The sequence below is a fragment of the Enterococcus mediterraneensis genome, from assembly GCF_900604485.1.
Classification (GTDB): Bacteria; Bacillota; Bacilli; order Lactobacillales; family Enterococcaceae; genus Enterococcus_C; species Enterococcus_C mediterraneensis.
Genome location: NZ_UWOP01000001.1, coordinates 2,070,512 through 2,094,830, shown reverse-complemented (window position 1 = coordinate 2,094,830; position 24,319 = coordinate 2,070,512). Strand labels below are relative to the sequence as shown.

The following is a 24,319-nucleotide window of genomic DNA, read 5'->3' as shown; positions in this document are numbered from 1 at the left end:
GTTGCTTTCTTAGTTTACTTTGTAGGTTGTACTACCAGTTGCCCATGTTGATCTGCTTGACCAGTTCAACCCTACAGCGATAGTTCCTACTTCTCCAGAACCAGCTCCTTGCAGGTTTCTACCATTGATATCGAAACTTCCCATTGCACCACCGGAAGAAGTCCGAATGGTACAGATGCTCCATTGTCGATACATTGGATTGGCCCAATCAGGAAACCGGGCAATTGCAGTATTTTGAGTATTAACACCTTCTAAAACGTTAAACTCTAGGTGAATGATACCTCCACCCATTTCCTGAACAAAATTTGAATTCATCCGTTGGTAAGTGACACTGTCTCTATTATCCGTGAAACCATTTAATAGAGTCAGTTTCTCCCATCTTAGGTTCCCGGATTTTGAGTTGGTGGTAATGTAATCCACACCTAAACCAATCATCTTTGCAAAGGAATCATCCGGAACAGTCCATACGGCAAACTTAAATCCTGCTGCATGAACTAACCTAACATTGCTTTCTGTTACACTTGCATTGTTATAGGCGCAGCTACAAACTGCTGGCACACCTAAAGCAGTCAATTGATTGATTATGTTTGCATCAATCGCATTAACGAAATAATGTAATTCCATGTTGGGATACATTTCACGGATTTTAGCTAAGATCGTATAGCTGAAAGTTGCAATGACACAATTCGTCTCATCATAGCCCCATTTGTTTAGCGTTTCCTTTAACAAGTTGTAATGAGTAGCTGTATAAGCATAGTCTTTGATCTCAATGATTGGGACTTTGTTCATTTGCTTACAGATTTGTAAGTACTCATCAAAGGTCGGTGGAACTTTATCAGCATCGGACATTGTTTGGAGGTTAGTTCCAGCCCCCCCAGTATCAATTCGCAATGCTCTAAACTGTGCTAAAGTTTTACTTGCCACAGTTCCTGTACCATTAGTAGTTCGATCAACAGTAGGGTCATGCATGCATACCCATTGGCCATCAGAAGTGACTTGAATATCCGTCTCGATCCCCCAATGGTTATAGGCAGTCATGAATGCTAACTTTGAATTCTCAGGATAAGTGGAATTATTTCCCCTATGAGCAATCCAATTGAGTCCTTCATCCCATTTTTGTCGACGAATCTTGGTCCGGTTTAAGTAAAATGAATTTATTCCCTTCGGAGTTACAAGTTTGTTGTCGGATACTCCCTCGACTGCTTCCGCATCTGTGGCAGCTGCATAATTGGGGACATCGCCTAACCCAACCTGATTTTTTGTCACACTATGCGGATTGTCAGTATCATTTTCATGAGCGACAAAATCAGCTTTTTGAACTACATTTTCTGCTTTAGCGAATCCTTGTTTTTCAAGGATTTCTTCTGCCTCTAGAGTTACTTCTACTGTCATACCCACATAATCAATATCAATATTGGATGCTGTTACACCATTTGTTAAATCGGTGTATGCAAGAGCGTAAACGAAACCATCTGGTCCAATATAATTCACGTCATTAATTTGTGTAGTAAAATCTGTGTATTCTGTTGCATCACCTTGAACCTGTGTAGTCCATGTATCAGCTGATGCAACATACGTAGAGACTTTGAGGTTTTTATTGTTTGGTGAACTTGCTTTACCTCGAATTGTTAATACTAATGATACAAAATTATCTTTGATGAATTTCACAGCATCTGTTGCACTCAATCCCTCAAAAAGTTGCGGTGCCAGTGTTTTTACAGTCTCAACAGCATTCAGTTTGTAAAGCTGTTGTGGAATCACACCATTGGCGCTAGAACCTGTAGAAATGCCGGAATCATCACGGCTGGCCAGCTTGTTGTAATCTGTTTGACCAATCTCATTCCAAATATCGCTTGGTTTTTTAAGAGATTTAGCTGTAAAATCGCTATACGCTTGGTGTGGATTAGTCGCTGTATTACCAGCTGTTTTCCCGCCAAAATCCATCATCTTTTTAACATTCGTTTGCCCCGAAAGCATTTCGACACCATCCGCTTTTGTCATCCGGTCAGCAAAATCCACCGATAAACGATTTGCCAATGTTACCTGTTTGATTCCAGATGTGTCGGTTCGCGCTTGCACGATTTCCGGATTGCTATCTCCCGCTTCCGCTACTAGACCATCAAAGTCATTTCTCAGCTGGTCAAACTCCTGCTTGTTTTGATTGACAGTTGATACTGCATTGTCAGCGGTATTGATCGCTGTTTGGCTGTTTGCGTTAGCTTGATTGGCGGTCGCTTCAATACCTGCTGTGGCATCAGTAGCAATCTGTATCGCCTCTTGGCCAGCATCAGTAGCAATCTGTTTTGCATCGTTGATCCCTTGTTCCAAAAGCGTATTATAAGCATCTACTTTTTCACTAGACGCATTTGATTGATCTAAAACTGCATTGATTTTGATACGCCCCTGATTGAGCGTATCTGTTTCGTTGATATGTTCTACTGCCATCTTCTCACTCCTCTATTCAGCATTGATGTATTCAATAGACGATTTTTGAACAATTCGTTTACCTAGCATTAAAAATGCAGTGCTGTTGTCAGTTAGTTCTAAAAAGAGATCTTCTAATGTCCGACCGCTTGTTTCGTTAATGATGATTTCTTCCATGTCAGATATCAGCTTTACATGTAATTGCATTAAAATTGCCCTCCTAATTGAGATTGAATAAATACTCGACAAGTCACTTGTGCTTCAATCCGTGCTAGCTTGTTTGGCTTAATTTGGATCGTATGTGCCCCACGCGTGATATTTCCGCCGCTTGTCTTTTTAAGATGCTCCACGATGTTTAAACGTGTTGCGCTCGTATCATGCACATTGATAGTCTTTCCATCGATCACGATATCCACGCTGTTCGCAGATTCACCTGCTTCGTAGATCCCCCACTCCAATGGATGTGTATGATCCGGAAGTGTGATTTGGTGCGTATGGTTTGGGATCGTGATCCTGTGCGTGTGGTTCGGGATTGTTACTCTGTGAGAGTGATTCGGAACGGTAACGCTGTGGCTGTGATTGGGAATACTTATATTAAAATTGTGGCTATGATTTGGCACGCTAACAGTATGACTATGATTGTCAGCGGCTTGCTCCGTGTACAGATCAACGAAATTAGTTCCTTGAATTTCTACCGCAGCCTGACCGTAAGCAACGTAGTTGTGCCCAGAATAGTTGACAGGTCCAGAGATATTGTTTCTAGCAAACATTCGATGTCGATGGCTACCATTAGCGCTTGAAGTCTGCGTTGAACCGCCGCCAGTTGACGTGCTAGACCCACTCGCATAGCCTCCGCCGCTTGACGAGGTTTGCGTTCCTCCGCCACCACTTGTCGATGTCTGCGTTGATCCACCACCAGACGAGCTGGTTTGTGTCGTAGCTCCACCGGCAGACGTTGACCGCACTGTGGACCCACCGCCCTTGACAGCCTTTGTATAGCCCCGATAACGTCTCGTTTTAAACGTCAGCTCTACGGTATTGATATGGAAAACATCCTCATCTAAGTAAAATTCAATGATCGCTGGATAGTCTTTTTCGCAGTTGTCAGCGTAGGAATAGTTGAGAATATTCGTTGCCCCTTGACTATATGTCTCGTTGATTTGCTGTTTTCTGGCAAGATCAGACATTGTTGTGCTGATATCTCCCTTCAGATTTCCAAGCTCCAATTCAATATCTTGTGGCGCGCCGAACACATCGGCTTTTCTCTCACGTTTGATTCGCAGATTGACACTGCCGAAGTCATCCGTGTTGATCATGACTACAGATCCGAGTCGCAATTTATCGATTTCTAACGGCGTATCTGTCAATTTGATTAAATCTGCCGCTGATATATTCCAGCTGACGATCGGCTCTGACCATTTTTTCAACATCGCTAATGCGTTATCTTTTAAGTTTTGAGCAATCGTAAACCGCTGATCGACCCAGACATATTCAGACAAACCATATTTTTTAATAGACGCAGCATCTTCCACGTATTCTTTTCCGCCATTTACAGACTTAATGTTTAATTGATTCACGCCTTCGCCGGCACCAAGCGGATACACTCGATTAACAAGATTATTGGGATCTCTATTGATCTCGAATCCTTGCATGTTATATCCTTCTTGAATACGCGCCACTGGTTCTGTCGGCGGTTTAACGAGCGACAATTCGAATGGATAAACTTGCGTGTTCCACGTCCATATATAGTCCTCATCAAACGGAGCGGGGATACTAAATAATGCGTCTGCCAATCCATTTTCGTTCTCCCATGCGTAGCTAAAATAACGGGTAAATTCACATTTCTTCAACACCCAGTGTTTTGTCTTCTGTTTGGATAACAGCCAATTAATCACATCTGTGGTGGTCCGGTTGACTAATTCGTAGTAACCAAAAAGCACCGAGTCCATTAAGGTACCCAGTGCGTGATTGGCGGTATACGTGATCGTATTTGTTGATTTGTCTTTTTGGATCGTTGACGGCATCACACGATATAAGCCAATATACTCATTTTCGTTATCCGTCAACTCTACCCAGAGCATTTCTTGCAAAAATTCATTTTTTGGATCATCTAGCGGCATCGAAAACTCAATGCTGCCGATTTGATTTTCTAGTTTTTCGTAACTTACATCGTAAGCATTTTCCAGAACGGCTGTATACTCACGTTTTAAGTCCATTGACATTAACAAGTTATCAGCCTCCTATAAAAATCGATTTGGATAACGGATCGTCAGACGGAAGTCGCTATCCTTGGCTTGTACATATAGCGGTTCCTTGGGATAGATATAAAAGTCGTTCATCGGCCGAATCATCGGCTTCCCGTTCTTAGTGATATTAAAATCTTTGGTATCGACCACGATCTCAGAGTTGTCAAAATCCCCAAGATTGATCGTATCACTTCTCGTTTTGATCCAAACTCCTCGACCGGTACCAGACAGGACAATCGTTGGTTTGACTTTCAATCCTTCCACGGTTGGATAGATCTCGATTGGTTTGATCTCTGTTCCGTCATCGCCCATTGAATACCCTTGGTGTTGGAAGGTGATCATCGTTGATCCCCAGTATGCGCCGCCTTCAATGATAATCGGCATATTGACCGCTCCTGAGCCTGTATTCCCCATCAAGTAGTTTGCTTGAAAAGTGATTTCACGACTTCCCCAAGTGACCGACGTTGCATCTGACCGTGTGTATTTGTAAGGATCGCAAAGCACGATAGTAAAGGTGCTGACTACGGTGTTTACGCCTTCCGGCGGTATATCCGCATCTAACTTACTACCCGTCCAAAGCATTTCCGGTTCATCATTAAACCAGATTTCAACATCTTTTTCCGTAAATAGCGCGACATTCAGCTTATTAAAGCGATCACGAAAATCCGCGGTGTTCGCTGCTTCAAGGCTGTATTTAACGGTCAATAGACGTTTCGGTATTCTAGCGTAGACATGTCGTTCACCGTCTCTGATCCCAAGTTGGTAACTTTGGATTTCGGTTCCAAACAGCTCACGTCCAGTGACGTTCAACGTGCGATACCCCGGAATCAGGTTTTCTAAAAACTCCCCGTTGAAATTCATCGCCTCAGAAGGCAGAGGGAGAGCAGCAGGAGCTTGGTTCGTGTCTACGAACGTATACAGACTTTTTTTGTTGGTTGGTTTGAATGGTTCTTTAGGTCTTAGATCCTCTATATAGCTCACACTACCCTCTCCTTCCTCTGGCACCATTGGCTTTATTTTGATTCCGTTGCAATTCAACAGCTAATTGTGGACCCATCTCTTTCGAAACCTTCTTGCCGTCTAACTCAACTGTGGCCTCAACATAGATTGGTGGCAATTCCGGCTGTTCTGCTACACTGCTCATATCAACTGACGCATACAGACCTGCACTAGCAAACCCTAAATCAAACCGTTGTTGACTCCGGATCTGCATGTTATCAACGACCGTTTTAGCCATTTTTTGAGCTGTGAAGGCAAGATTCCGCAAACGGTCCAACATCCCGATTTCCAAACCTTCCGCAGTGTATTGTCCGGATTTCTTAGTCACACGAGAGGGACTGTGGATGTCTAACGCTTTATTGATCGTAGAGGCCACCTGGTTTGCAATGCTCTGAGCTGCGCTTAATGCAGATCCACTGCCTGAATTGATACCGTCCGCAAAGCCTTGCATTGCATTCACGCCTGAGCTGTGCATTTGCGATGGCAAGCTATCAAATTCATTTGGCAATTTAGCCGCCAATTCCGTTACGGCGTTGACTACCGCCGAACCGCCGTCTTTGATCCCTTCTTCTGCCCCCTTATCCACATTCTCACCATGCTCATGAAAGACACGAGAGGGACTATGAATTCCGGCTTCTTCTGCAAATGCATCGCTGGCATCTTTGGCCATTTTCCCAGAAGCGTCCGCAACATCTTTAGAACCTGATTTGACCCCTTCTGCCGCTCCCTTAGGTACCATGTTTCCTAGAGATTTAAAGTCGGCATCGGCGATCGCATCTGTTAATGTACCTTTCGTTTGCGTGATCATCGCTGAGATATTCTCGTTGATTCCTTTTGCTCCAGTATCAAATGCGGTATTAAACGCTGTAGTTGCTGTCTCTCCGCCTTTAGCATACGTGTCAGAGAGTTTCTGCAACTCTGTATCCGATGCGGCAGCCATCGCAGCAACGTATCCGGCAGATTCAGGACCGGCATCACGAAGTTTCGCAAGTAAGCCATCATCTACGCCTCGTTTTGCTAAAGTGGCAATGTTATCCGCCCAAGTGCTGATCACGCGTTGATTTTCTTCGAGGTTCGCTTGCATTTCTCCGACTGACATTTCTTGCTTGTCAGATAATGCATCAAACATGTTCGTAGCGGCATCTTGATACTCCTGCCATTTCGATTTCATGCTATCAACTGCGGCTTTTTGAGATTCCGACAAAGATTCATAACTTAGGACCTGTCGCATTGTTCCGTCTTCAACAGCTTGTGCGATCGCATTGTTCGCTTCTTCTAAAACAGTCTGCGTATTTTTTTGCTCTTCTTGTAATTGCTTTTGCGTGTTTTTAAGGGATTGTTCCTGTTCATCAATCCCCTTGATTGCCTCGCGATGCTCTTTCGCCTTAACAGAGCCTTCATCTAGCTTTTGATTCCATTCTTCTCGCAAAGCGTTCGTTTCGGATAGTTTTGCCTCGATCTCGTGTTGCTCTTTCATGATATTCAACAAGTCTTCTTGTGCTTGATTTGCTGTTTCCTGTTCTTTTTGAGCATCAATACGAGCTTTCAACTGTTCTGTGCTCATAGACAGCTGTTTGGTTTCTTCATCGTATTGGAGATTTAAACCGGCTACTGATCCGTTCAGTTGATCCACGGAATCTTTCAACATTTTCTTTTCGCCTGCGGAGAGTTTTTCTTTTCCGGCAAGTTCTGTTACTTTATCGCCTAGATCTTGATACGCTTGACTATTTGTTTCAATCGCACCAAGTTCTTCTTTTCGGCGCTTGACATTGTTCTGCGATGTATCTGCCAACGTTTTAGTGCTTTCAGCTAACGCAGATTGCTCTTTATTTAGCTTTTTAGATGCTTCGGTTTCTTTGTTTAACCATTTAAAAAGCGCAATACCTCCGCCCACTAAAGCACCTACACCAGCCACTACCCAACCTATTGGGCCCATAATCACTTTTAGCGCTGTGCCAAAGGCTGTAGTCGCAGCTGTCATAGCCCAAGTAGCAACCGTACTAACACTAAGTGCTCCAGACGCTAAACCGACTGCAGCTGCTTGAATTTTCACTGCTGTTGAGCTTGCTCCAGTCATCGTTGTCATTAATGCCGTTGCCGCCGTTTGCTTAGTCACCGCTCCAGTTTTTACCGCTATTAATGCGGAACTTAAACTAATTACGCCATTTTGTGCCGACAACGAAGCCACGCTCGCTTTGGTCGCTGTCATGTCTTCAATTTCAGCCGCAGTATGACCTTTTTTAGCTGCTGTAGCTGCTACTGTTGAAGTCATATTTGCTTGTGTAGCAATCGTTAACTTTTGACCACTTAATGCGGCTTGAATCATGATATCGTCATTTGCTTGTATGATTTTATTAACGGCAAGTATGCCTTTTAGTGCACCATAACCTGCGGCCACACCACCTAAAACAGGGATTAAAATATCTCCTTGATCTGCGACAAATCCAATTGCTTCCCCAGCCGCTTTGATAACTGGTGTAGACGCTTTGATTGTGCCGTTAATGACATTGAATGTACCCTTGACAGCGGATTTCATACCGTCTAAATTTTGAGCAATCGTCTTTCCGCTGACCTCTTCTGATAGGTTATCAAAACTTTCAATCACACCTGCTAAACCAACCGTAGCGGCATTTCGTAGGTTATTAAAGGATGTGCCAATACCTTCAGAGTTTTTGCGGGCCAAAGTTGCGAGTGTTCCAGTTCCAGTACCTAAATCAATCAAATGATTTTGGAATTCACGGAATGTAACATCTCCGGATTTCAGCGCCTCGTAAAGCTCTGTCGTAGCCGCCTTGCCGGTAAAACCCATCTCCTTAGCGACCATCTGCAAGCCAGTAGCCATCGATTCTTGCAACGTCCGCCATGATTGCAGATCGACATCGCCTTTTGCCAGCATTTGTAAATACTGATCCGTACCACGTGAGGCATCCATCGCAGATGCACCGCTTGCTAAAAACGCATTATTCAGCGCCAAAGTAGCATCCGTGGACTTATCCAGATTGCCGGTCATTGCCGTCATCCGTTGCGCAGTGCTGACAACATCATCTAACTTTGTCGGTAAGCCTTGGATCCCGTCTGACAATTTATTAACGCTGACTGTGGATTCTTCTGCCGAGTATCCAAAGGTTTCCATGACTTTTGGAAAACGCTGCATGGTATCAAAACGACTGATAGCCGCATCCATCGAGCTTGCCATCACGCTGAAAACTTTAGACGCTACTTGTACTGCGCCCATACCGATTGCAATAGCTGCAATAGATTTAGTCGCTTTTTGAGATCCCCCATCAATATTGCCTAGCGATTTTACCGCAGAGTTCATCGTGCTGGTAAAGCCGTTATCACGTGCGGAGAGCATCGCTTCAACTGAGTATTGTTCTGCCAATTATCCTCCCTCCCTTTTTGATTGATTGGCTTTTGCGATTAAATAAAGTAATTTGTTGCCCTTTGGTTTTGGAGGAGTTCGACCTAACAACTCACGCTCACGTTTTTTAAAGTCCATGAATTTTCTAAAATCAGTGAACACATAACGGCCTTTTCCTTTCGTCGCTTCGACTTCACGCCGTTGCCATGCCAGAAGGTGAATCTCAAACTCACGATCCAGACTTCTCAAACGATAAGCTTTCATCAAACGTGTGTAATGTCTCAACGTGATTCGACCAAGCTCTCTTTCATCCGTAAGGTTTGGATAGTAGCGGATCAGGTCTATCTTTAGATCTTCGATTGTTAGCTGAGAAACATCTTCAACGCTTCCTTGTTCGCGACCTTCACTGCTTTCCAGTTCACCATTTCTTGCAATAGGTTGACTTTTTGCAAATTCAATAAAAAAGCGTCTACCGTGTTTTTCATGTTCTCTTGCGATTCGATCCATTGCTTGATTTCCGCATCAGCCGGGATGCTTTCTTCCGTGCATAGTGCCGCTTTGATAATCGGTACAAGGTATTTAGGATTACGAGTATCTGCTAGTAACCCAATAACCATCGTTGTGCCAACGGCGATTTCACTGCCGTTGTAAGCGACAGTATCGTTTTTGTCCAACTGCTCGATAAAATCCAAGCCAAAGTGTAACGTGTAGTCTTTTTTGCTGATTGTGATTTTCATAAGTTCTCCTCCAAATCAAAATAAAAAGAGAGGGTTATTCCCTCTCTTTAGCCTTCTGGTACGGTTCTAACTGTGGTGTCTTCGAATTGATATTGCACAACTTCTTCTTGCTCTGCTGTCAACGTAGCACGCCCGTCTTGACCTTCACCGTCGATCTTAAAGGTTAGCGATACTTCAGTCAGTCCTTCTGCCGCTGGTTTCTTGCTAAATTCAGTCACTTTTCCGCGGAAGTAAGTTGCGCCGTATTTCCCTTGAGTATCTTTGTCTTTCACATCAACTTCCCAAATCTCGATAATGTCGCCATCGCGTCGTGCTTGACGTAGTTTTTTCACCATTTCGTCATCGCGCGCCAAAATAGACGTGCAGCTGATCTCGGTTTCAGATGTTCCGTTGCCGTTGACTGGACCGTCTTTTGTTGCTGTTGATTCCGTATCAGACGTTTCAGTTAATTCATGCTCCGTTTGGAACGCCAATTTAGTAGCGGGATTTTCTGTCGCTTCTTTCAAAATGCGGAACAAAAGGATTACGTCAATCCCCTGTACTGCTGTTAATTCTGCCATATTGATTCCTCCTAAAGATTTCTAAATTCCAGTGTGATAATCGCCCGTTTCAAAGGCGTATTGGTGCTTGTATCATCTCTCATAGAGATCGTGCTGCCTTGGATATTCAGCCCCCAGCGGTAGCCTTCTGTAGCTTCTAATCGCAATCCGGCATTAAAAATAGCAGATGCCATATCTGACACCTGCTTTCGTTTTTTCTGCAATCCCCAAACGGAAATGATGAGAGAAACAGATCCTTTGATTGCTGTTTTGTTTGGGCTATGAATTGTCTCCGTTCCTTCAAATTCCACAAACGGATAGCCGACTTCGTTCATCGGTTTGTAGTCATAGACCTGATAGCCTAGAGCTGTACAACGCTTAAACATCTCGTCAAAGAGTGACTGGTCACGTGTTTTGATCATTTCATCAGCCTCCCTAAATCAGCTAAAAATTTCTGCTTTTGTGCTAAATAGGACGGATACATAAACGGTTGAGCTGACATAAACCGAGTCCCGAATTCAACGTAAGGCGCATACTCGGCTTGAGCAATAGACCCAGCTGAAAAACCACCATCAGAGATACGGAAAATGATTGAACGTCTGAGGAATCCCGTGTCCACAGGCGCTTTTCTTGAAGCGTTCTTGTTCATCTCTGATCCGTTCAACTTAACGATTTTCTTCACGTCAGACAGCGTTGCATTTCTTCTTAGCTTCGCTTCTAGTTCTCGTACACCCCTAACACTGATGTTACTTCTGCCCATCTACCGTCACTTCTTCCACAATCAGCGTATCTCGTTCAAGCGGCTGACGCTCAGTTGTAAGCTGATAGGTTTTGCCGTTGATTTCGATCGTATCCCATTTTGGTACCACAAATAGTGGCTGTGTTCGAATGACTTTCGCCCCTTGTTTGATAGAGCCGAAAAGCGTAACGCTGCGGTTCGTTCCGAGATCCGTCACATTCGCACTTACTGTCGTCCGGTCCGGCTCATCTTCAATCCATTCGCCGAGATCCGGATCGTGATGAGAATTTTCGCTGTTTTTGATAAACGTCACATCGGTATCGTATCTCAATACAATCGAAACCTCCCTCGCTTGCCGTCCGAATCATTTTGAGTTTTCCAGTCCTCGATTTCGCCCTGGTATTCATCAAAATCGGAATCAGGAAACGTCATGGATAAGCCTTCTTGCGAATAGGACTGCATCCCTTCATTTCCGATACGATTGAACCGTTTGAGCGTGACTTCGTAGCTGATATGATCCAGCTGTTCCGGTACTGTTGCAACGCCTAGAATAGCCATCAAGCGCTCTTTCGTTCGGCGCTCAACGACTTCCAAGCGATCATCAACCGTTCCGTTTAGTAATTTCTTGATGTCTTCTGTGATCGTAGCCATCTAATCACCTATTTCTTTTTTTCGTCTACGCGCTCAAGGAATGTTTCGTCAAGGTTCTTTTCGACTTCGTCTGCACGCTTGACTGTCATTTCGATCGTAGCGCCTTTTTCGTAGACTTCTTTCGTGTAGATGTCACGAAATTGTTTTTTTACTTTAAACTTAGCCATTGTTTATCCTCCTAGCCTTCTGGCGTTGGTGCAGTCAATTTCGCTTTCAGGATCGCTTTTTTGTTCGCTTCTGGGATATATTTCCCGTATTTAGCGGCAGCTTGCAATGCAGTTCCGGCAAAATCTTCCGAATCCATCGTGCGGGCTACTTGAATACCTACACCAGCTACGCCGACGTTATCAGCAACGAAGTAGGCATTTTCGCCAGTTTGGAATTTAGCATCAGGCAATTCGATTAAGATAAATCCTTTGAATTTGTACAGGGTTTGTTCATCGACATTTGCGGACGAGTTTTTATCCGCCTTGGCCAACTCGGAATCGATCAAGAAATTCAATACGTCTGCGGTTACGTAAGCTACATGAGCGATCGCATCAGATACGCCATTGTTCAGGAATTTCTTGTGTGCGTCAGCAAATAACTTAGTAACCCCCGCTTCAGTCAATTCGCCAGTCAGTGTTTCGCTGGCGTTGTCAGAAATAGCTTTTCCTAACATACCATCCACATGTTGCGCCCAAGCGACACCATGCAAAGCCAAGCGTTCTGCTACGATTTGTGCTGGGATATCGTTGACAGTGAAATCATCGATCCCTTCGTTGATTGCAAGTGGAGCTTCATAGCCGACTTCCACATCAACGGATTTCACTTCTTTGCGTGGGCCGAAACGGCTTGTATTGCCTGTACCCGCACCAAATCCAACATCTGGGTCAGTAGAATATTCTTGAATCACTACATCAGTATCTGTAGTTTTCATTTCCATAAACGTGTCTTTTTGAGAGATCCCGTCTTTTACTTGTAACGTGCCACCAAAAGAGCGTAGGAACGCTGCTTTTTTAGCAAATAAATTAGGCAACATACCTGCATATTGCTTTGTGTAATATTTAATAGCCATCTATATTTCCTCTTTTCTTTAGTATTTGTCTATAACAGTCTTAAACGGATCAGTTTCGACCGTTCCAGGTGTCTTCTTCGGCGTAGTGCCGGTATTACGTTTTATTTCCCATTGCTTTTGCTGATCCTGCGTGTAGTTAATCAACGCTTTGACATTGGCTAACGTTTTTGAATCATCCTCATCTACTACCAATGCCAAAACATCTCTCCCGACAGCTAAACCAGCTTCTTTTAATACTTCGTCTGCCTGCTGGGTGGATTCAGCAATCTTGATCTGAGCCTTTAATTTAGCGATTTCAGCGTCTTTCTCCTGTTGCTCTTTAGCCGCTTTCTCTTCATCGGAGAGTTCTTTCACACCTTTTTTGCCAGCATTTTCAAGCTCTTCAATTCGTGCTAATGCTTGTTCAAGCTGCGTCTTAGTTTCCTTTTCAGCGGCAGTCTTGCTCGCCAATCTTTTTTGCAGTTTTTCAACGACTTTTTCGGAATCCAACTCTTTCTCATCAGTTTCAGTCTCCTCTGCAGCGGTTTCCTCTGTATGAGTTTCAGCGGTTTCTGTTTCGTCTGTTTGCTCAGCAAAAAATTGCAAATTCATTGGCAATAAAAATGGTGTTTTCATAGTGTTTTTCCTTTCTTCTCGCATTTTTTTGGTCTTGGGAGACCTATCTCGCATTTAACGTTTTGGGAAACGTCTGAACCGTTCTTTAACGTCTGCGGTCCGAAAAAAAGACATAGTTTTAGCAGCCTTGGGAGGCATAATAAAAAACCTAGCAATCGCTAGGCTTCTACTTCGCTATTTTCTTCTTCACCAACAATTTCTCTTCGCTCCGCCTCCGTTAGATAGCCGAGATTGTAGAAGAAATCGATGTCCGAAACGTCGTATAATCCAAAGTCATAGAAAAATTGGATGTCTGCTTTTGATGGAAACATTACTCAGCGCTCCCTTCTAATGGCGTGTCTTGTTTGTGATATGACTCTAATTTGGCAAGGCGTTGACCATAATCGGCGTTTTGTTTAATCAATTGCGACACCATCGCCATGACAGGTTTTAGTTGATCGTCAACATTTGCGCCGGCATCGTACCAGCTGTTAGTTTTGTTGTCCCACGCCGGGATCAACATCCCCGTCGGCATAGGTACTTCCGTTTCAAAAAGTGAGTTGATCACGTAGCTTTCGTCAACCTCTTTTGTTGATCCGATATTCTTTGAATCGATAGACCAGATTGTTTTTTTCATTATGCTGTTCCTCCTTGTTGTGCTATCCAGTTTTGGATGTCAGCTACTTCGCCTTTTAGTTTGTCTGTTTCTTGCTGTGCTAGTTGTTTGATCCGTTCCGCTGATTCTTCCCAAGCGTAATCTTCAGGAAGGTCACTTGGAACTAAAGCTAATCCTCGATATTGCGGGTAGGCGTTGGCGTAGTCTTCTGATGGTGCGGGAGTGTAGATAGGGTTAGCGTTTTCTCCTTGTTCCACTTTTACCCCACTAATTACCAAGTTACCATTCAATGATTCCGGCGAAGTAACATAAACGTGCAACATCGTGGTGCCATTTGTAGCTTTCTTGTAAACAAACGTGCCATATACACGCACTTTTTCGCCTACAATTAATGTTGGTTTATTGCGCGTAGCACTAAGACCGCTGTTGATATACATTTGATTACTTGAAAACTGCAATCCCTCAGTTTTACTTTCAACATCAAAACTTACTGTAATTGTTCTACCCACACCTTCATCTTCTGGAAAAGCATAAGCCAAAACCTTATCGAGGTAGAAAGTTCCAACAGCTCCGATAGTGCCTTTATAGGTAAATGACTTATTATCACTACTGTAATCCCAGCCGAAGACCGGAAATTGATGGTTGGATGATAACCACACATTCTCCTGCGGATAAACCTTAGTAAACCTGTCAGTCCCCTCTTTGTTCCACGCCCAAGCCTCGGACAGCTTCATGCCGTTTCTCAGTTCGGTGTAATTCTGATCCAGCGTAGCGATATTCTGTTCAGTCTGTTGGAATTTCTGATCATACTCCGTAATCTTTTGATCAGCATGTGCGCCTAACCGTCCAGCTTCCTGATTAATGGTTTCCAAAGCTGTGTTGCCTGCTGCTTGTACCTCAGTTGTGTAACCGTCCATTTGACTAATCTTCCCATCACGATAATCGTCTAATCCTGACTGGTACTGATCCATGTCCAATTTGACTTCTGCCGCTTTCTCAGCAACCTCTCGCTTAGCGGTCTCCATGTCCTTGATGTAGACTAACTCGACTTGACCGGCAACTCTGTCGATCGCAGACACGCGTTGATCATAAACAATACGGTTTGAGCTGTCAGTTTCATCGCCATTCGTGTAATAGATATAAACTTCAAATGCCATCAGTCCGCTGTAATTTAACAGTTCATCCGGCAAAACGTATGAAAAAAGACCGTCAGATTCGACAGTCATGTTGTCATTAAAGATTACTTTTCCATTTGGTGAGTGCGACATGTCAATACTTTCGAATAGTATCTCGACTTGCGAGATAGAGCTTTTAGGAATAGCCACTTTGTCTTTTTCAGCTTGAATCAGAAATTTAGCTGTTCGGTGATCTTTGCTAAAAAATCTCACTGAGCTGTTAAATGTCCGTTTGGATTCTGCTGACACATCAATGATAAATTTAGCTACCTTCTCATTTGCCATTTAGTTCCCTCCTTGTAAATTTTCTTTGGTACGTGTCGTATCGTCAGGAGGTTTCTTCAACTTCTGCCCCATCTCATAAAACATCAGCAATACTTGCTTAAGTGGTAATGGTTTGCCAGTTCCTTGGTTCATGAGGGTTCCTCCTTTATAGTCCACGTTTTCTTAAATCAGATTCGATTGCTTCACGGTCAATATGTGGTACCGTTGAGCAACGGCAGTTTGGATGCATCGGTGGAGCATTCACACCGACTTTCAATTTACTAACCTCAAACGCCTTCTCGTTTAGCGGTTTGCATAGCCCGCACGCTGACGGTTCAGCAATAAATTCATATTCTGTTATGTCATATTCTTGATACGATTTCTTTTGTACTTCCAACTGCACTCGTGCTGTTTCTGTCCGCATCAGCCGTTCCGCTTCATACTTGCTACTTTCAAAGACGCTTCGTAGCTCTCTTGCCAATTCTCGTGGATTTCTGCCTTGAGTAAGTGCACGAATAAGCAAACGATCTAACTCTGCTTTGAGCGCTCCTGTGTTGCCCCAGATACGTTCTGAGAACGTCGCTCCTTGAAAGCTACCGTTTGCTACTGAATCAATGAAACTTCGATAGTTTTCAAAAAGAGTCTCGCCTAAAATCCCTGCTTGCCGTTTAGCTTCGGCTAGTCCGGCTTTTGTTAATGTTTCTGCCGTATACTTATCCAGATCATTAGATAGAGCGACCAACTCAAGTCCGATTTGCGATTTCAACAGCTCCAATCGATTGACTCGCATCGTGACGTTGTAAAGTCTCAGCTCATCGTTGGCTGTCTTGCTAAAGTCTTTGTCTTTAACGTACTGCTTCGCCTTTCTAGCAAAAGCCTTCACATCCATCTCGTATGCCATTTTCTTAGCTTCAGAAAGCGTGACACCTTCTTTGCCAGCGAATCGCTCCCAATTTGCGTCAATTTCCTTCTGGATTTGATCGAGTGCCTTCTGATATTTTTCAGCGATTACTTTCGCTTGTTTACCGTCTTCTTTTATTTGCTGTTTGATCCATTTTTCTTCACGTTTGCGCCAGTAATCGGAGGATTTCATTTAATCACTCCTTGATAATTTCGTATGTCTTTTCAAAGATATCCGGCTTACATGGATAAAACTCTCCATTTACACCTTTGATAATATAATCGCCCACGGAGATTTTCATGTTGCCTTCAAGAGTTTTGATATAGTAAGTATCGGATGCAGGATCAAAGACAAGCCCATCGTCACCTACAAACGTTCTAATTTCGCCTCTATTATCTGTTGTCGCCAATAATACCTCAACGACCACCGGTTTCTTTCGTGCTTTCATCTTCATCATTCTCCTTCTCAAAGTCATACTGCGCATCAGGCTTTTCTTTCTTGATCTTATCTACCTCTGTTTTAACATCCGACACGATAGACAGCACAGAAAGCGCCGTTTCTTCGGAGGTGATACCCATCAGCATTTGGGCTGTTTCAGCCTCTTCCTTGACGTTTCTCGGCTCATTGCGAGTGAATGTATACTCGATATCTTTCCAAGCGTCTGATTGGTTCTCGGGTACGTTCGTGGTTAGACTGCAAAATAGTTTGTATCGTTTGTTCATTGACGACTGGAATTTCCGTTGGAACGCTAATGCCAAATTCGACATCGCTTCGAGTTTGTAAGCCAACGCCGTTCCAGATGATTGCCCAAAATTTTCATCGCTGATATTAGCCACCATAGATGTTTGAAAGATCAATTTCTGCAGGCGGTCTAGCAAGTGTTCCGTTTGTGCATCACTGTCTGGCTTATCTAAAAACTTCACATCGACTTTATCTGCGTCCGACCCGTAATAGTTGATGGTGCGGTTATCGCGTACTGTTATCAGATCCTCGTTATCAACTTCGGCCCCCAGAAAGACTAGATACTGATCGCTGAAATAATCCACATCATTCGCTTTCTCAGACAACGCTTTGTTATAAGCGTTAAATAGACTGACGACTGACTCAAAGATGCTCATGCGTTCCTCGTTAACAAAGAATTCCGTCACAGGCAGTGTGCCTGGATAGTAATGATCGATCTCATCGCCAAACGTCAACTCGGAAATAGAGCCAGTCAGCTTGTAGTTGCGATCTAACCCGTAAAACTCACCTTCGAATTTATTGTCTTCATCGATCCCATAGCGGACGGCGAAGAGCGGCGATTGCTTTACTGAGTTGTCGTACACGATGAACATATCTTCCGGACTGTTGTAAATCACGCACGTTTCTGTATTTTCGTTTTGATACGCAAACTCATAGCAGCGTCCGTAAACACAAGCCATTTTCGCTAATTCGCTCTCTTCGTCTTCCATATCATTGAGATTGTCAAATTTGGATATTAGTTGATTGATCGTTTTATCTTTGTGCGCTTTTTTAACAGGAATGCCATTAAAATAGCCGGTAAACGTGTCAGTGATAAACTTCGGAAAGTTTACCGCCAAACGATTATCCGGCTTGTAGCTGTCTTTTTTCTTGTATTCAAATATTTCCATCTGGCCTTTGTAGCAATCCATCAAGTATTTGTAACGCGGCAGCTCTTGCTGATGGATTCGGATAAACTCCGCAACGACTTCTTCCGTGATTTCTTCGTCAGGATCCCACGTCATGATTGTTGGCGGCTTAAAGCCTTGTGTAAAATCTGCTAGTTTCAACTAAATTCCCCCTTTAAAGCCTTTAAGCTTCCCTTTGCCTTTACCGTTGATTTCTTCGACAGCGTATCGTACCGCGTCAATCACGTGGTTGTATGAGTCAATAGGCTCATTCAAATACTCGTTTGTCTTTTTATCTTTCTTCCACGTATAGTTTTCTAATTCTTCAATCAACTTTACGCAGCGATCGTCAACGATGAACTCGTATTGCAGCAAGAAATTGATCCCTTGCCGAATGGAATCGGGGCCTTTCTTTGCCGGACGAATACGACTGATGCCTTTATTTCTAATCTCGCTGATTGATTTCTGTTCTGCCGAATCCGCTGTGATTACTTCCTTTCCATAGCCAAACTCACTGATAAACTTAGCAATTTCGTCATTCAGCATGCCTTTTTTGACATACTCTTCTAGGAAATAGATCTTCTTATTTTCTTGATCCACTTTGACATGGATAAAAGCTGACGGGTCATTCGTGTAACCAAAGTCCAGACCAAACATCGATGGTAGATGCGTTAGTTTCGTTTTATCTAGTCGTCGCTTTGTGTATTTCGGAAAGACCAGTTTGTCCAAAGTCGCAAACTCGCCTAACGCATAGATGCGATAGTAAGCAGGGTTCCGCAGTTGCAATTCTTCAATCGTCCTTCGGTTCTCTTCATCCAAAAAGCGATTGTTTTTATAGCTTGTATGATAGATTCGCACACGTTTTGGATCGTTGACTACATCTTCTGCGAAAAACTGTTTATAAACCCAATTCAGTTTTGACACTGGGTTGAACATCAAAAATATTTGTCGAAACTTATGTCCACGATCACGCAAGCGCAATGTAAGCTGCGTGTAATCGTCTAGCGTAAATTCCGTTGCCTCTTCCATCACTACATCCGAAACGCCTTTGATGGATTTAATTTTTTCTGGATCATCCATCCCTTTGAAAAGAAATTCAGCGCCATTCGGTAACGTAATCCGAAAGTCAGTCATGTTGACCTTGCACCGATCTAAAAGGTTCCAATCACTTAAGCAGGCAACCACATCGGCAAAGATGGAGTCACGTATTGAACGTCCAACCTTTCGTAGAAAAAGAACCTTACGAGGTTTTTTCCACTTTTTACAGGCCTTCATCACGACTTTTTGCACGACACCGTGTGATTTACCAGACGAAGCACCGCCATAGTGGATCTCGGTAAAACGAGTGTAGTCGTCAATGATGTTGTAAATATGTTTGTTGAAGACTTTCGACGGCTGGTCGAATTGAAGGACGATGTTAATCTTCGGTTTCGTCGTCATCCCACTCACCAACCTTAATCACGATGTCACCGGATTGTAAGTCAACTTTGTCTGTGAACAGCGCATAACGTTGACCAAGCATTCTCAAAGCACCGTTAACATCCGAAAGCTTAGCGGGCATTTCCACTACCTCGGCCTTTTCTGTTTCAATAACCATTTTTTTGAGCTGCCCATTTTCACCAGTAGGAACCCATTTCTCCTGTTTGGTTCGGAGAGTAACTACTTGGTTTTCTTTGACTTCTCGGCGTGCGATCTGCGTCAGTCTTTCAAGGACTTCCGTCGCGTCAGCTATGCGATCGCTAGCCATTTCTTCTAGCTTTTTATCGATATATTCCTTGATGTGAGGTTTCGTGAGGTTTTCATACCCTGTTTCTTTAGCTGTCTTTTTGCTATATCCGGCTTTTACCGCCGATTCCGTCGCATTTCCCGATGCTATATAGTATTCGCAAAATCTTTTTTGCTTTTCGGTCATCGCCATGTTCATCACCCACTTTCCAGACAAATTAAAAAGACCACTCGTAGTGAGTGATCCAAATCCTTAAACTGTTTCAGCAGCACGCTACTTAACACAGCCAATCTTAAGATTGTTTCTAACTGACGTGGCAGGGATCGAACCTGCGCCTGTAGATTAAAAGTCTACCGCTCTACCAACTGAGCTACACGTCAACTCGGAGGAGCTACCTCCTAGCATGCATTAGGCAGGATGCGTATCACACTAGCTTTGTGCGAACAAATATCCTACCTACGTCACTGGCAAGGAATCGAACCTTGCATGAATGCCCATCTAAACAATTCTTGTCAATTTTTTCGGGTGATTTATTCACCTTGACAATGTTATTTACTAGCGTCTACCTCTTCCGCCACAGTGACAAATTAATATTGTGAAAATAAATACTAAGCGTATAATTTTAGTTATCAGCGAGTGGTCCGCTGAAATAATGACATGGAGGTAATCCTAATGGACAGCTTTATCATAAGTTACGATTTAAATAATTCAGGCAAGAATTACGATGATTTAATCAAAAAAATCAAAACTTACTCGAAATGGGCTAAGATTAATGAATCTGTTTGGTTTTTTAAAAGTAATAAAAAATGCCCCGAAATTAGAGACGATCTAAAATCCGTAATGGATAAAGATGACAGCCTTTTTGTAGCAAAACTTACCGGTGCTGCCGCATGGTATAATACGATTTGTAGTAGCCAACATTTACAAGAACATCTATAAAATTCGCTCCTCGTTGCTTTTCTGCAACGGGGTTTTTGATATTTCAACCTGAATTATTCGATCATCCAACACTTTCAATACTTCATTTCGCATTTCATCTGTTGTTAAATCAACATATTTTTCTCCTTGAATTCCTTCGTCTATGATTAAAATAGCCATTTCTTTTCCCTCCAATACATAAATTAATAGACAGCAACGGATGATAGATAATAAGAACAATTTAGAAGGAGCTGAGTTCACATCTTTATTCTTAATATTTCCGTTGCTGTCTATCGAAGCTTAATTGTGAAACAATAATAAAACGATGTTCCTTTTATTATTATTTTGTCTCAGACCTATCACTAATCTTCCGCCACAGTGACAAACCAGCAAGCCAGACACGCTTGTTTAATTTTCAATACGTCTGCCATTAAAGTAAGGAGAAATCTGTCATGTCGTTGGTGTTCTGTCTGCTTGCTGGTTTCTTGATAATACTATTTTAGCACCTTGACAGACCTCAAAAGTGCAATAGAAGTGCAATGACTAATGTATTTCTCCAAGCTCTTTCGCTAATTCGTCAATAAACTCATTTCTCAAAAGGTGACACATGCGCTTGGAGTAGTGAACCTCTTCTGCGATACCGTCCCACGTTTTAGTCCGTGGACGTGTCCAATACCACAGTCTGATGATCTCGATTGTTTCGGGCTTAGCCTCGCTTATCACCTTATCTAAAGCCTTCTTACGCTCTCTCAATAGCCGTAAATGTTTGTCTGTTGCAAGTTTCAGCCCTGTCCGCTCCGTCACAGAAGTAGCAGAGGCAGAGCGAGATCCGCCGATATTATCATCCGATTCCTGCCACGGATATTCGATTTCTAATTCCACACGTTTGATATATCTATCCATCGTGGGATAGTCCTCAATCAAACTTTCTAACATTCTGAATGTGCCTTTTTTCAATCATTCTTCCTCCCACCATCTACTCACGATTATCCAATACATACTCATAAAACAAAACTTTTGCAAACACAATCGCGTCTTCTAGCGCTTCCATTACAAGCGGCATATCATCAAAACTTACCCCTTGGTTTTTATATATGCTTAGTCGTTTTTGCAAATCATTAATTTGAGATACCGCTTCTTCTTCAGTCGTTTTCATCCAACTCATTCTACTCGTCCTCCTTATTGTCTTCCTTACCAAAAATCACACTTGCAACCACTGTCGCTACGACTGCGAGAAAAATCGCTACTGCAACTGTCATAGCCATAAATTGCCACCTCTATGCCCAACCTTCGGGGTTTTCGGTTTTCTTCGCCCTCTGAATCGTACTACTTCATGATTCTGCTTTCGCTTGTATCCACTCCATAAAATAATTCTTGTGTGTTGCACCGGCAAATACCCATTGTGATACCAATACTTCTCGTATGTTGATTCTGGTTCTTCTAAATATTGTGGTCTATACATCACTCGTCCTCCCACTTCCTGCGAATGCGCCTCATTAATTCATTGACTTGTTTCATAGCCTTCTCAAATGGTTCGGACATCGATTTATAGGCTATAATTAACTTCCGCTGTTTTCGATGGATATATTGCGCTTTTAGCCGTGCTACTCGTCTGTGCCGGTTGTTCATCCCGGTTACCTCCCAACAATTTAATCACTTCCCGAATCTGCTCCTTTTGCCATTCCGTCAGATTAACGGACGTGAAGATTAAATCTTTCAGACGGTCGATTGCTATATCGTTGTTGTTCATTCGGAGACCTCCAATCCAGGATCTGCCGTGGATGTCATAAATCTTTCTTTTTTCAACAGCTCTGGTGAACTATAAATGTCCCCTACTACCGTCAAGCTATTCCGATTGCTGTACAGTTCCGTCTCGTAGATATGCTCCCCACGAATTCTATACGCCCCGCTTTGATTTCTAAAAACTTCGACATAGCTGTGATAATAGGCGTCTCCGTAATTTATTGATTTTGAGGTATATACTAAGATATCTCCCTCATAGATTTCCACGCCGCTCTTGTCCTTTAAGCCAGTGGATTGCATGAGGTGTTCAGACAAGCATGAATATCCTTTAATTCTGGAATCCAATTCTTTCTTTTCGTTTATATAGACTTGATCATTCCATATGACGATTTCATCGTTGAAACGCATAATTTTATTAGGTTCATCCCAACATCTATATTTTGGTACCATCTTATCCCTCCTGTTTGCTATCGCTGACGATTGCGGAATTACTGCAAACTTTTTACTAAAGACTGAAACTGATATACACTTTTGTTTGTTTGACGATAGATCAACATTATTCGGTCATTGTTAATAGCCACTAAATCTAAATATTCAAAAACGTCATCTGGATTTTTTTCTGCCTGATCTTTAAAAAAATCAGTTATCTGAGCATCAATAGATGGTGCTAAAAATTCCTTGAATTTTATCATCACTCTTCCTCCTGTTAAAAATTAATAGTCATATTTTTACCTATAACCTTCGTTCCGCCTGCATAAACGCTCATATCATCGTAAAAAGTAAATAGTAAACAATCGACTTCTTGTCCACATTTCGCTTGTATTTTTTTTAAAATAACCTTTTCGCGTTTATCTATAACTCTACAAATTTTTTCAAGCGTGTTATCCATGTTGTTAGTATTGTATGCGTAATCGTATGGCTCACACTCAAATATTGCAGACCCTTTATGCACCTCTAATATATAAAGCGACTTCAAAATGTTATTCCTATCGTCGTTATTGTCCCCATTCAACAAATTAAATAATGTTAAGCCATCGTTAAACCTCATCACTCTTCCTCCTATTCCAAACCCGTCAGATCCGACGGGTTTAACTTTCTGCTATTTTGGTGGTTAATTCACTCACATTCATTCCTCACTTTCGAGCGAACGGCTATTTCCATTTTGGAAACATCTGCTTTCGGTTGTGAAATTTCACCGTTTATTGTATGAAAGTTGTAAAAAATAGAAATTCCGCTATCTCTGTCATTAGTTGACTAATTCCCATTGCTTATTCTTTTGGTTAAATCCGATTTTTTCTAAATCTACATTTTGAATGAAGTTATAAACCAGATGTGCTAAATCCAGATAACCTTCGCACTCACATGCGCAGAAATTAAGGAACTCATACATGGATGGTGAAAATCTTTCTGGCACATAAGCCCACGTATTGATTGCACAAAGTAAATAGTTTAGTTGTTCTCTATGTTCTTTTGTATCTTTAATCAGAACATATTCCAATTCACCGCCACCGCACCGACTTTCTACTACTTCGAACTTATTAAGCTCGTTTTTGAGCATTTCATCCATTTTTCTTTTTTCCTTTCAGTTGGTAATCTCTTCCGTTAGCGGACTACACTTCCTCAAACAAAATCGCATAATCATCGATATCCAGTGCCTTAGCGATCTCCTGTACCGTCTTTAACGTTGCATTCAGCTTTTTATTTTTCGCCAGCACCGTATTCCCACTGATCAACTCAGTCCACGTCATTTTTTTGTTTTCCCGGTGCCAGTCGACATTAGACCAGAATATTTCTAAGAGATCCTTTTCCTTCCCCGGCTCCCGATATCCAATGTTCAAGAAATATTCCTCCACATAATGCAATTCCGCACGATAGCTGCTGTGTCCTTTTAAAAGACGTGCTTCCTCTAAGCTTGCGTGTCGGAATGTTCGATTTTTTTCATCAGCGACGATGGCTGATTGGTTGTTATAGTAAATTTTAAGCATTCGATACTGTCCTCCT

33 protein-coding genes and 1 tRNA gene are annotated in these 24,319 nt (G+C 42.6%); 1 reads left to right on the top strand and 33 read right to left on the bottom strand.

The annotated features are described in order from the left end of the window. Window positions 1-9: 9 nt before the first annotated feature. The 24 genes from EFB00_RS10330 to EFB00_RS10225 all read right to left on the bottom strand — a co-directional run bounded on the left by EFB00_RS10330 (window position 10) and on the right by EFB00_RS10225 (window position 20,037). Complete coding sequence (locus EFB00_RS10330; protein WP_122646726.1) at window positions 10-2,445, bottom strand: glycerophosphodiester phosphodiesterase family protein; 2,436 nt, start codon at window positions 2,443-2,445, stop codon at window positions 10-12. 12 nt (window positions 2,446-2,457) lie between these two features. Then, a complete protein-coding gene (locus EFB00_RS13480) occupies window positions 2,458-2,631 on the bottom strand; it encodes a hypothetical protein (RefSeq protein ID WP_164709465.1) in 174 nt (57 codons plus the stop codon). Continuing rightward, window positions 2,631-4,652 (bottom strand): phage tail protein, encoded by a 2,022-nt coding sequence (locus EFB00_RS10325; RefSeq protein WP_122646725.1) that lies wholly within the window; start codon window positions 4,650-4,652, stop codon window positions 2,631-2,633. Before EFB00_RS10325 ends, EFB00_RS13480 begins: the two co-directional genes overlap by 1 nt. 12 nt (window positions 4,653-4,664) lie before the next feature. Then, a complete protein-coding gene (locus EFB00_RS10320; protein ID WP_122647090.1) occupies window positions 4,665-5,591 on the bottom strand; it encodes a distal tail protein Dit in 927 nt (308 codons plus the stop codon). A 61-nt stretch (window positions 5,592-5,652) separates the two neighbouring features. Next, complete coding sequence (locus tag EFB00_RS10315) at window positions 5,653-9,051, bottom strand: tape measure protein (RefSeq protein ID WP_241153431.1); 3,399 nt, start codon at window positions 9,049-9,051, stop codon at window positions 5,653-5,655. Window positions 9,052-9,392: 341 nt separating this feature from the next. Next, on the bottom strand, window positions 9,393-9,767 hold the full coding sequence (locus tag EFB00_RS10305; protein ID WP_122646723.1) for a tail assembly chaperone: 375 nt from the start codon (window positions 9,765-9,767) through the stop codon (window positions 9,393-9,395). 47 nt (window positions 9,768-9,814) lie between these two features. After that, entirely contained in the window at window positions 9,815-10,327 is a 513-nt protein-coding gene (locus EFB00_RS10300) for a phage major tail protein, TP901-1 family (RefSeq protein ID WP_122646722.1), read from the bottom strand. An 11-nt stretch (window positions 10,328-10,338) separates the two neighbouring features. Then, a complete protein-coding gene (locus tag EFB00_RS10295) occupies window positions 10,339-10,728 on the bottom strand; it encodes a phage capsid protein (RefSeq protein WP_122646721.1) in 390 nt (129 codons plus the stop codon). Continuing rightward, complete coding sequence (locus tag EFB00_RS10290) at window positions 10,725-11,066, bottom strand: HK97-gp10 family putative phage morphogenesis protein (protein WP_122646720.1); 342 nt, start codon at window positions 11,064-11,066, stop codon at window positions 10,725-10,727. Before EFB00_RS10290 ends, EFB00_RS10295 begins: the two co-directional genes overlap by 4 nt. Then, window positions 11,053-11,376, bottom strand: coding sequence for a hypothetical protein (locus EFB00_RS10285; protein ID WP_122646719.1), 324 nt, complete (start codon window positions 11,374-11,376; stop codon window positions 11,053-11,055). The genes EFB00_RS10290 and EFB00_RS10285 overlap by 14 nt, the downstream gene beginning before the upstream one ends. After that, window positions 11,373-11,696: a phage head-tail connector protein gene (locus tag EFB00_RS10280; RefSeq protein WP_122646718.1), complete on the bottom strand. Its 324-nt coding sequence runs from the start codon at window positions 11,694-11,696 to the stop codon at window positions 11,373-11,375. Before EFB00_RS10280 ends, EFB00_RS10285 begins: the two co-directional genes overlap by 4 nt. Window positions 11,697-11,704: 8 nt before the next feature. Beyond that, window positions 11,705-11,863, bottom strand: a complete 159-nt coding sequence (locus EFB00_RS13475) for a hypothetical protein (RefSeq protein ID WP_164709464.1) — start codon at window positions 11,861-11,863, stop codon at window positions 11,705-11,707. An 11-nt stretch (window positions 11,864-11,874) separates the two neighbouring features. Beyond that, a complete protein-coding gene (locus EFB00_RS10275) occupies window positions 11,875-12,753 on the bottom strand; it encodes a capsid protein (protein ID WP_122646717.1) in 879 nt (292 codons plus the stop codon). An 18-nt stretch (window positions 12,754-12,771) separates the two neighbouring features. Continuing rightward, window positions 12,772-13,368 carry a capsid assembly scaffolding protein Gp46 family protein gene (locus EFB00_RS10270; RefSeq protein ID WP_122646716.1) on the bottom strand — a complete coding sequence of 199 codons (597 nt, stop codon included), beginning with the start codon at window positions 13,366-13,368 and terminating at the stop codon, window positions 12,772-12,774. A gap of 158 nt (window positions 13,369-13,526) precedes the next feature. Then, window positions 13,527-13,679 (bottom strand): XkdX family protein, encoded by a 153-nt coding sequence (locus tag EFB00_RS10265; RefSeq protein ID WP_122646715.1) that lies wholly within the window; start codon window positions 13,677-13,679, stop codon window positions 13,527-13,529. Further along, complete coding sequence (locus EFB00_RS10260; RefSeq protein WP_241153430.1) at window positions 13,679-13,984, bottom strand: hypothetical protein; 306 nt, start codon at window positions 13,982-13,984, stop codon at window positions 13,679-13,681. The genes EFB00_RS10265 and EFB00_RS10260 overlap by 1 nt, the downstream gene beginning before the upstream one ends. Further along, entirely contained in the window at window positions 13,984-15,423 is a 1,440-nt protein-coding gene (locus EFB00_RS10255) for a BppU family phage baseplate upper protein (protein WP_122646713.1), read from the bottom strand. Before EFB00_RS10255 ends, EFB00_RS10260 begins: the two co-directional genes overlap by 1 nt. Then, a complete protein-coding gene (locus tag EFB00_RS13750) occupies window positions 15,424-15,555 on the bottom strand; it encodes a hypothetical protein (protein WP_277424030.1) in 132 nt (43 codons plus the stop codon). A 13-nt stretch (window positions 15,556-15,568) separates the two neighbouring features. Continuing rightward, window positions 15,569-16,495 (bottom strand): minor capsid protein, encoded by a 927-nt coding sequence (locus EFB00_RS10250; protein ID WP_122646712.1) that lies wholly within the window; start codon window positions 16,493-16,495, stop codon window positions 15,569-15,571. Between the two features lie 4 nt (window positions 16,496-16,499). Beyond that, window positions 16,500-16,751, bottom strand: a complete 252-nt coding sequence (locus EFB00_RS10245; RefSeq protein WP_122646711.1) for a hypothetical protein — start codon at window positions 16,749-16,751, stop codon at window positions 16,500-16,502. Continuing rightward, window positions 16,720-18,048, bottom strand: coding sequence for a phage portal protein (locus tag EFB00_RS10240; protein ID WP_206423503.1), 1,329 nt, complete (start codon window positions 18,046-18,048; stop codon window positions 16,720-16,722). Before EFB00_RS10240 ends, EFB00_RS10245 begins: the two co-directional genes overlap by 32 nt. Before the next feature lie 45 nt (window positions 18,049-18,093). Further along, entirely contained in the window at window positions 18,094-19,371 is a 1,278-nt protein-coding gene (locus tag EFB00_RS10235) for a PBSX family phage terminase large subunit (protein ID WP_122646709.1), read from the bottom strand. Beyond that, window positions 19,349-19,849 carry a terminase small subunit gene (locus tag EFB00_RS10230; protein ID WP_122646708.1) on the bottom strand — a complete coding sequence of 167 codons (501 nt, stop codon included), beginning with the start codon at window positions 19,847-19,849 and terminating at the stop codon, window positions 19,349-19,351. The genes EFB00_RS10235 and EFB00_RS10230 overlap by 23 nt, the downstream gene beginning before the upstream one ends. 116 nt (window positions 19,850-19,965) lie before the next feature. Further along, window positions 19,966-20,037, bottom strand: a tRNA-Lys gene (locus tag EFB00_RS10225). 292 nt (window positions 20,038-20,329) lie between these two features. Here EFB00_RS10225 and EFB00_RS10220 point away from each other — a divergent pair. After that, complete coding sequence (locus EFB00_RS10220; RefSeq protein ID WP_010729715.1) at window positions 20,330-20,596, top strand: hypothetical protein; 267 nt, start codon at window positions 20,330-20,332, stop codon at window positions 20,594-20,596. On the opposite strand, the gene EFB00_RS13470 is transcribed toward EFB00_RS10220, so the two are convergent. The 9 genes from EFB00_RS13470 to EFB00_RS13660 form a co-directional block, all read right to left on the bottom strand. Continuing rightward, window positions 20,591-20,755 carry a hypothetical protein gene (locus EFB00_RS13470; RefSeq protein ID WP_164709463.1) on the bottom strand — a complete coding sequence of 55 codons (165 nt, stop codon included), beginning with the start codon at window positions 20,753-20,755 and terminating at the stop codon, window positions 20,591-20,593. The genes EFB00_RS10220 and EFB00_RS13470 overlap by 6 nt on opposite strands. 363 nt (window positions 20,756-21,118) lie before the next feature. Beyond that, a complete protein-coding gene (locus tag EFB00_RS10215) occupies window positions 21,119-21,532 on the bottom strand; it encodes a DUF722 domain-containing protein (RefSeq protein WP_122646707.1) in 414 nt (137 codons plus the stop codon). Between the two features lie 19 nt (window positions 21,533-21,551). After that, window positions 21,552-21,740 carry a hypothetical protein gene (locus EFB00_RS10210; RefSeq protein ID WP_122646706.1) on the bottom strand — a complete coding sequence of 63 codons (189 nt, stop codon included), beginning with the start codon at window positions 21,738-21,740 and terminating at the stop codon, window positions 21,552-21,554. Between the two features lie 381 nt (window positions 21,741-22,121). Further along, complete coding sequence (locus EFB00_RS13465; RefSeq protein ID WP_164709402.1) at window positions 22,122-22,325, bottom strand: hypothetical protein; 204 nt, start codon at window positions 22,323-22,325, stop codon at window positions 22,122-22,124. Then, window positions 22,322-22,768, bottom strand: a complete 447-nt coding sequence (locus EFB00_RS10200) for a YopX family protein (RefSeq protein WP_122646704.1) — start codon at window positions 22,766-22,768, stop codon at window positions 22,322-22,324. Before EFB00_RS10200 ends, EFB00_RS13465 begins: the two co-directional genes overlap by 4 nt. Before the next feature lie 38 nt (window positions 22,769-22,806). Beyond that, window positions 22,807-23,010 carry a hypothetical protein gene (locus tag EFB00_RS10195; protein WP_122646703.1) on the bottom strand — a complete coding sequence of 68 codons (204 nt, stop codon included), beginning with the start codon at window positions 23,008-23,010 and terminating at the stop codon, window positions 22,807-22,809. Window positions 23,011-23,024: 14 nt separating this feature from the next. Further along, a complete protein-coding gene (locus tag EFB00_RS10190; RefSeq protein ID WP_122646702.1) occupies window positions 23,025-23,366 on the bottom strand; it encodes a hypothetical protein in 342 nt (113 codons plus the stop codon). Between the two features lie 198 nt (window positions 23,367-23,564). Beyond that, window positions 23,565-23,885: a hypothetical protein gene (locus tag EFB00_RS10185; protein ID WP_122646701.1), complete on the bottom strand. Its 321-nt coding sequence runs from the start codon at window positions 23,883-23,885 to the stop codon at window positions 23,565-23,567. 43 nt (window positions 23,886-23,928) lie between these two features. Next, window positions 23,929-24,303, bottom strand: coding sequence for a hypothetical protein (locus EFB00_RS13660; protein WP_241153429.1), 375 nt, complete (start codon window positions 24,301-24,303; stop codon window positions 23,929-23,931). Between the last annotated feature and the right edge of the window lie 16 nt (window positions 24,304-24,319).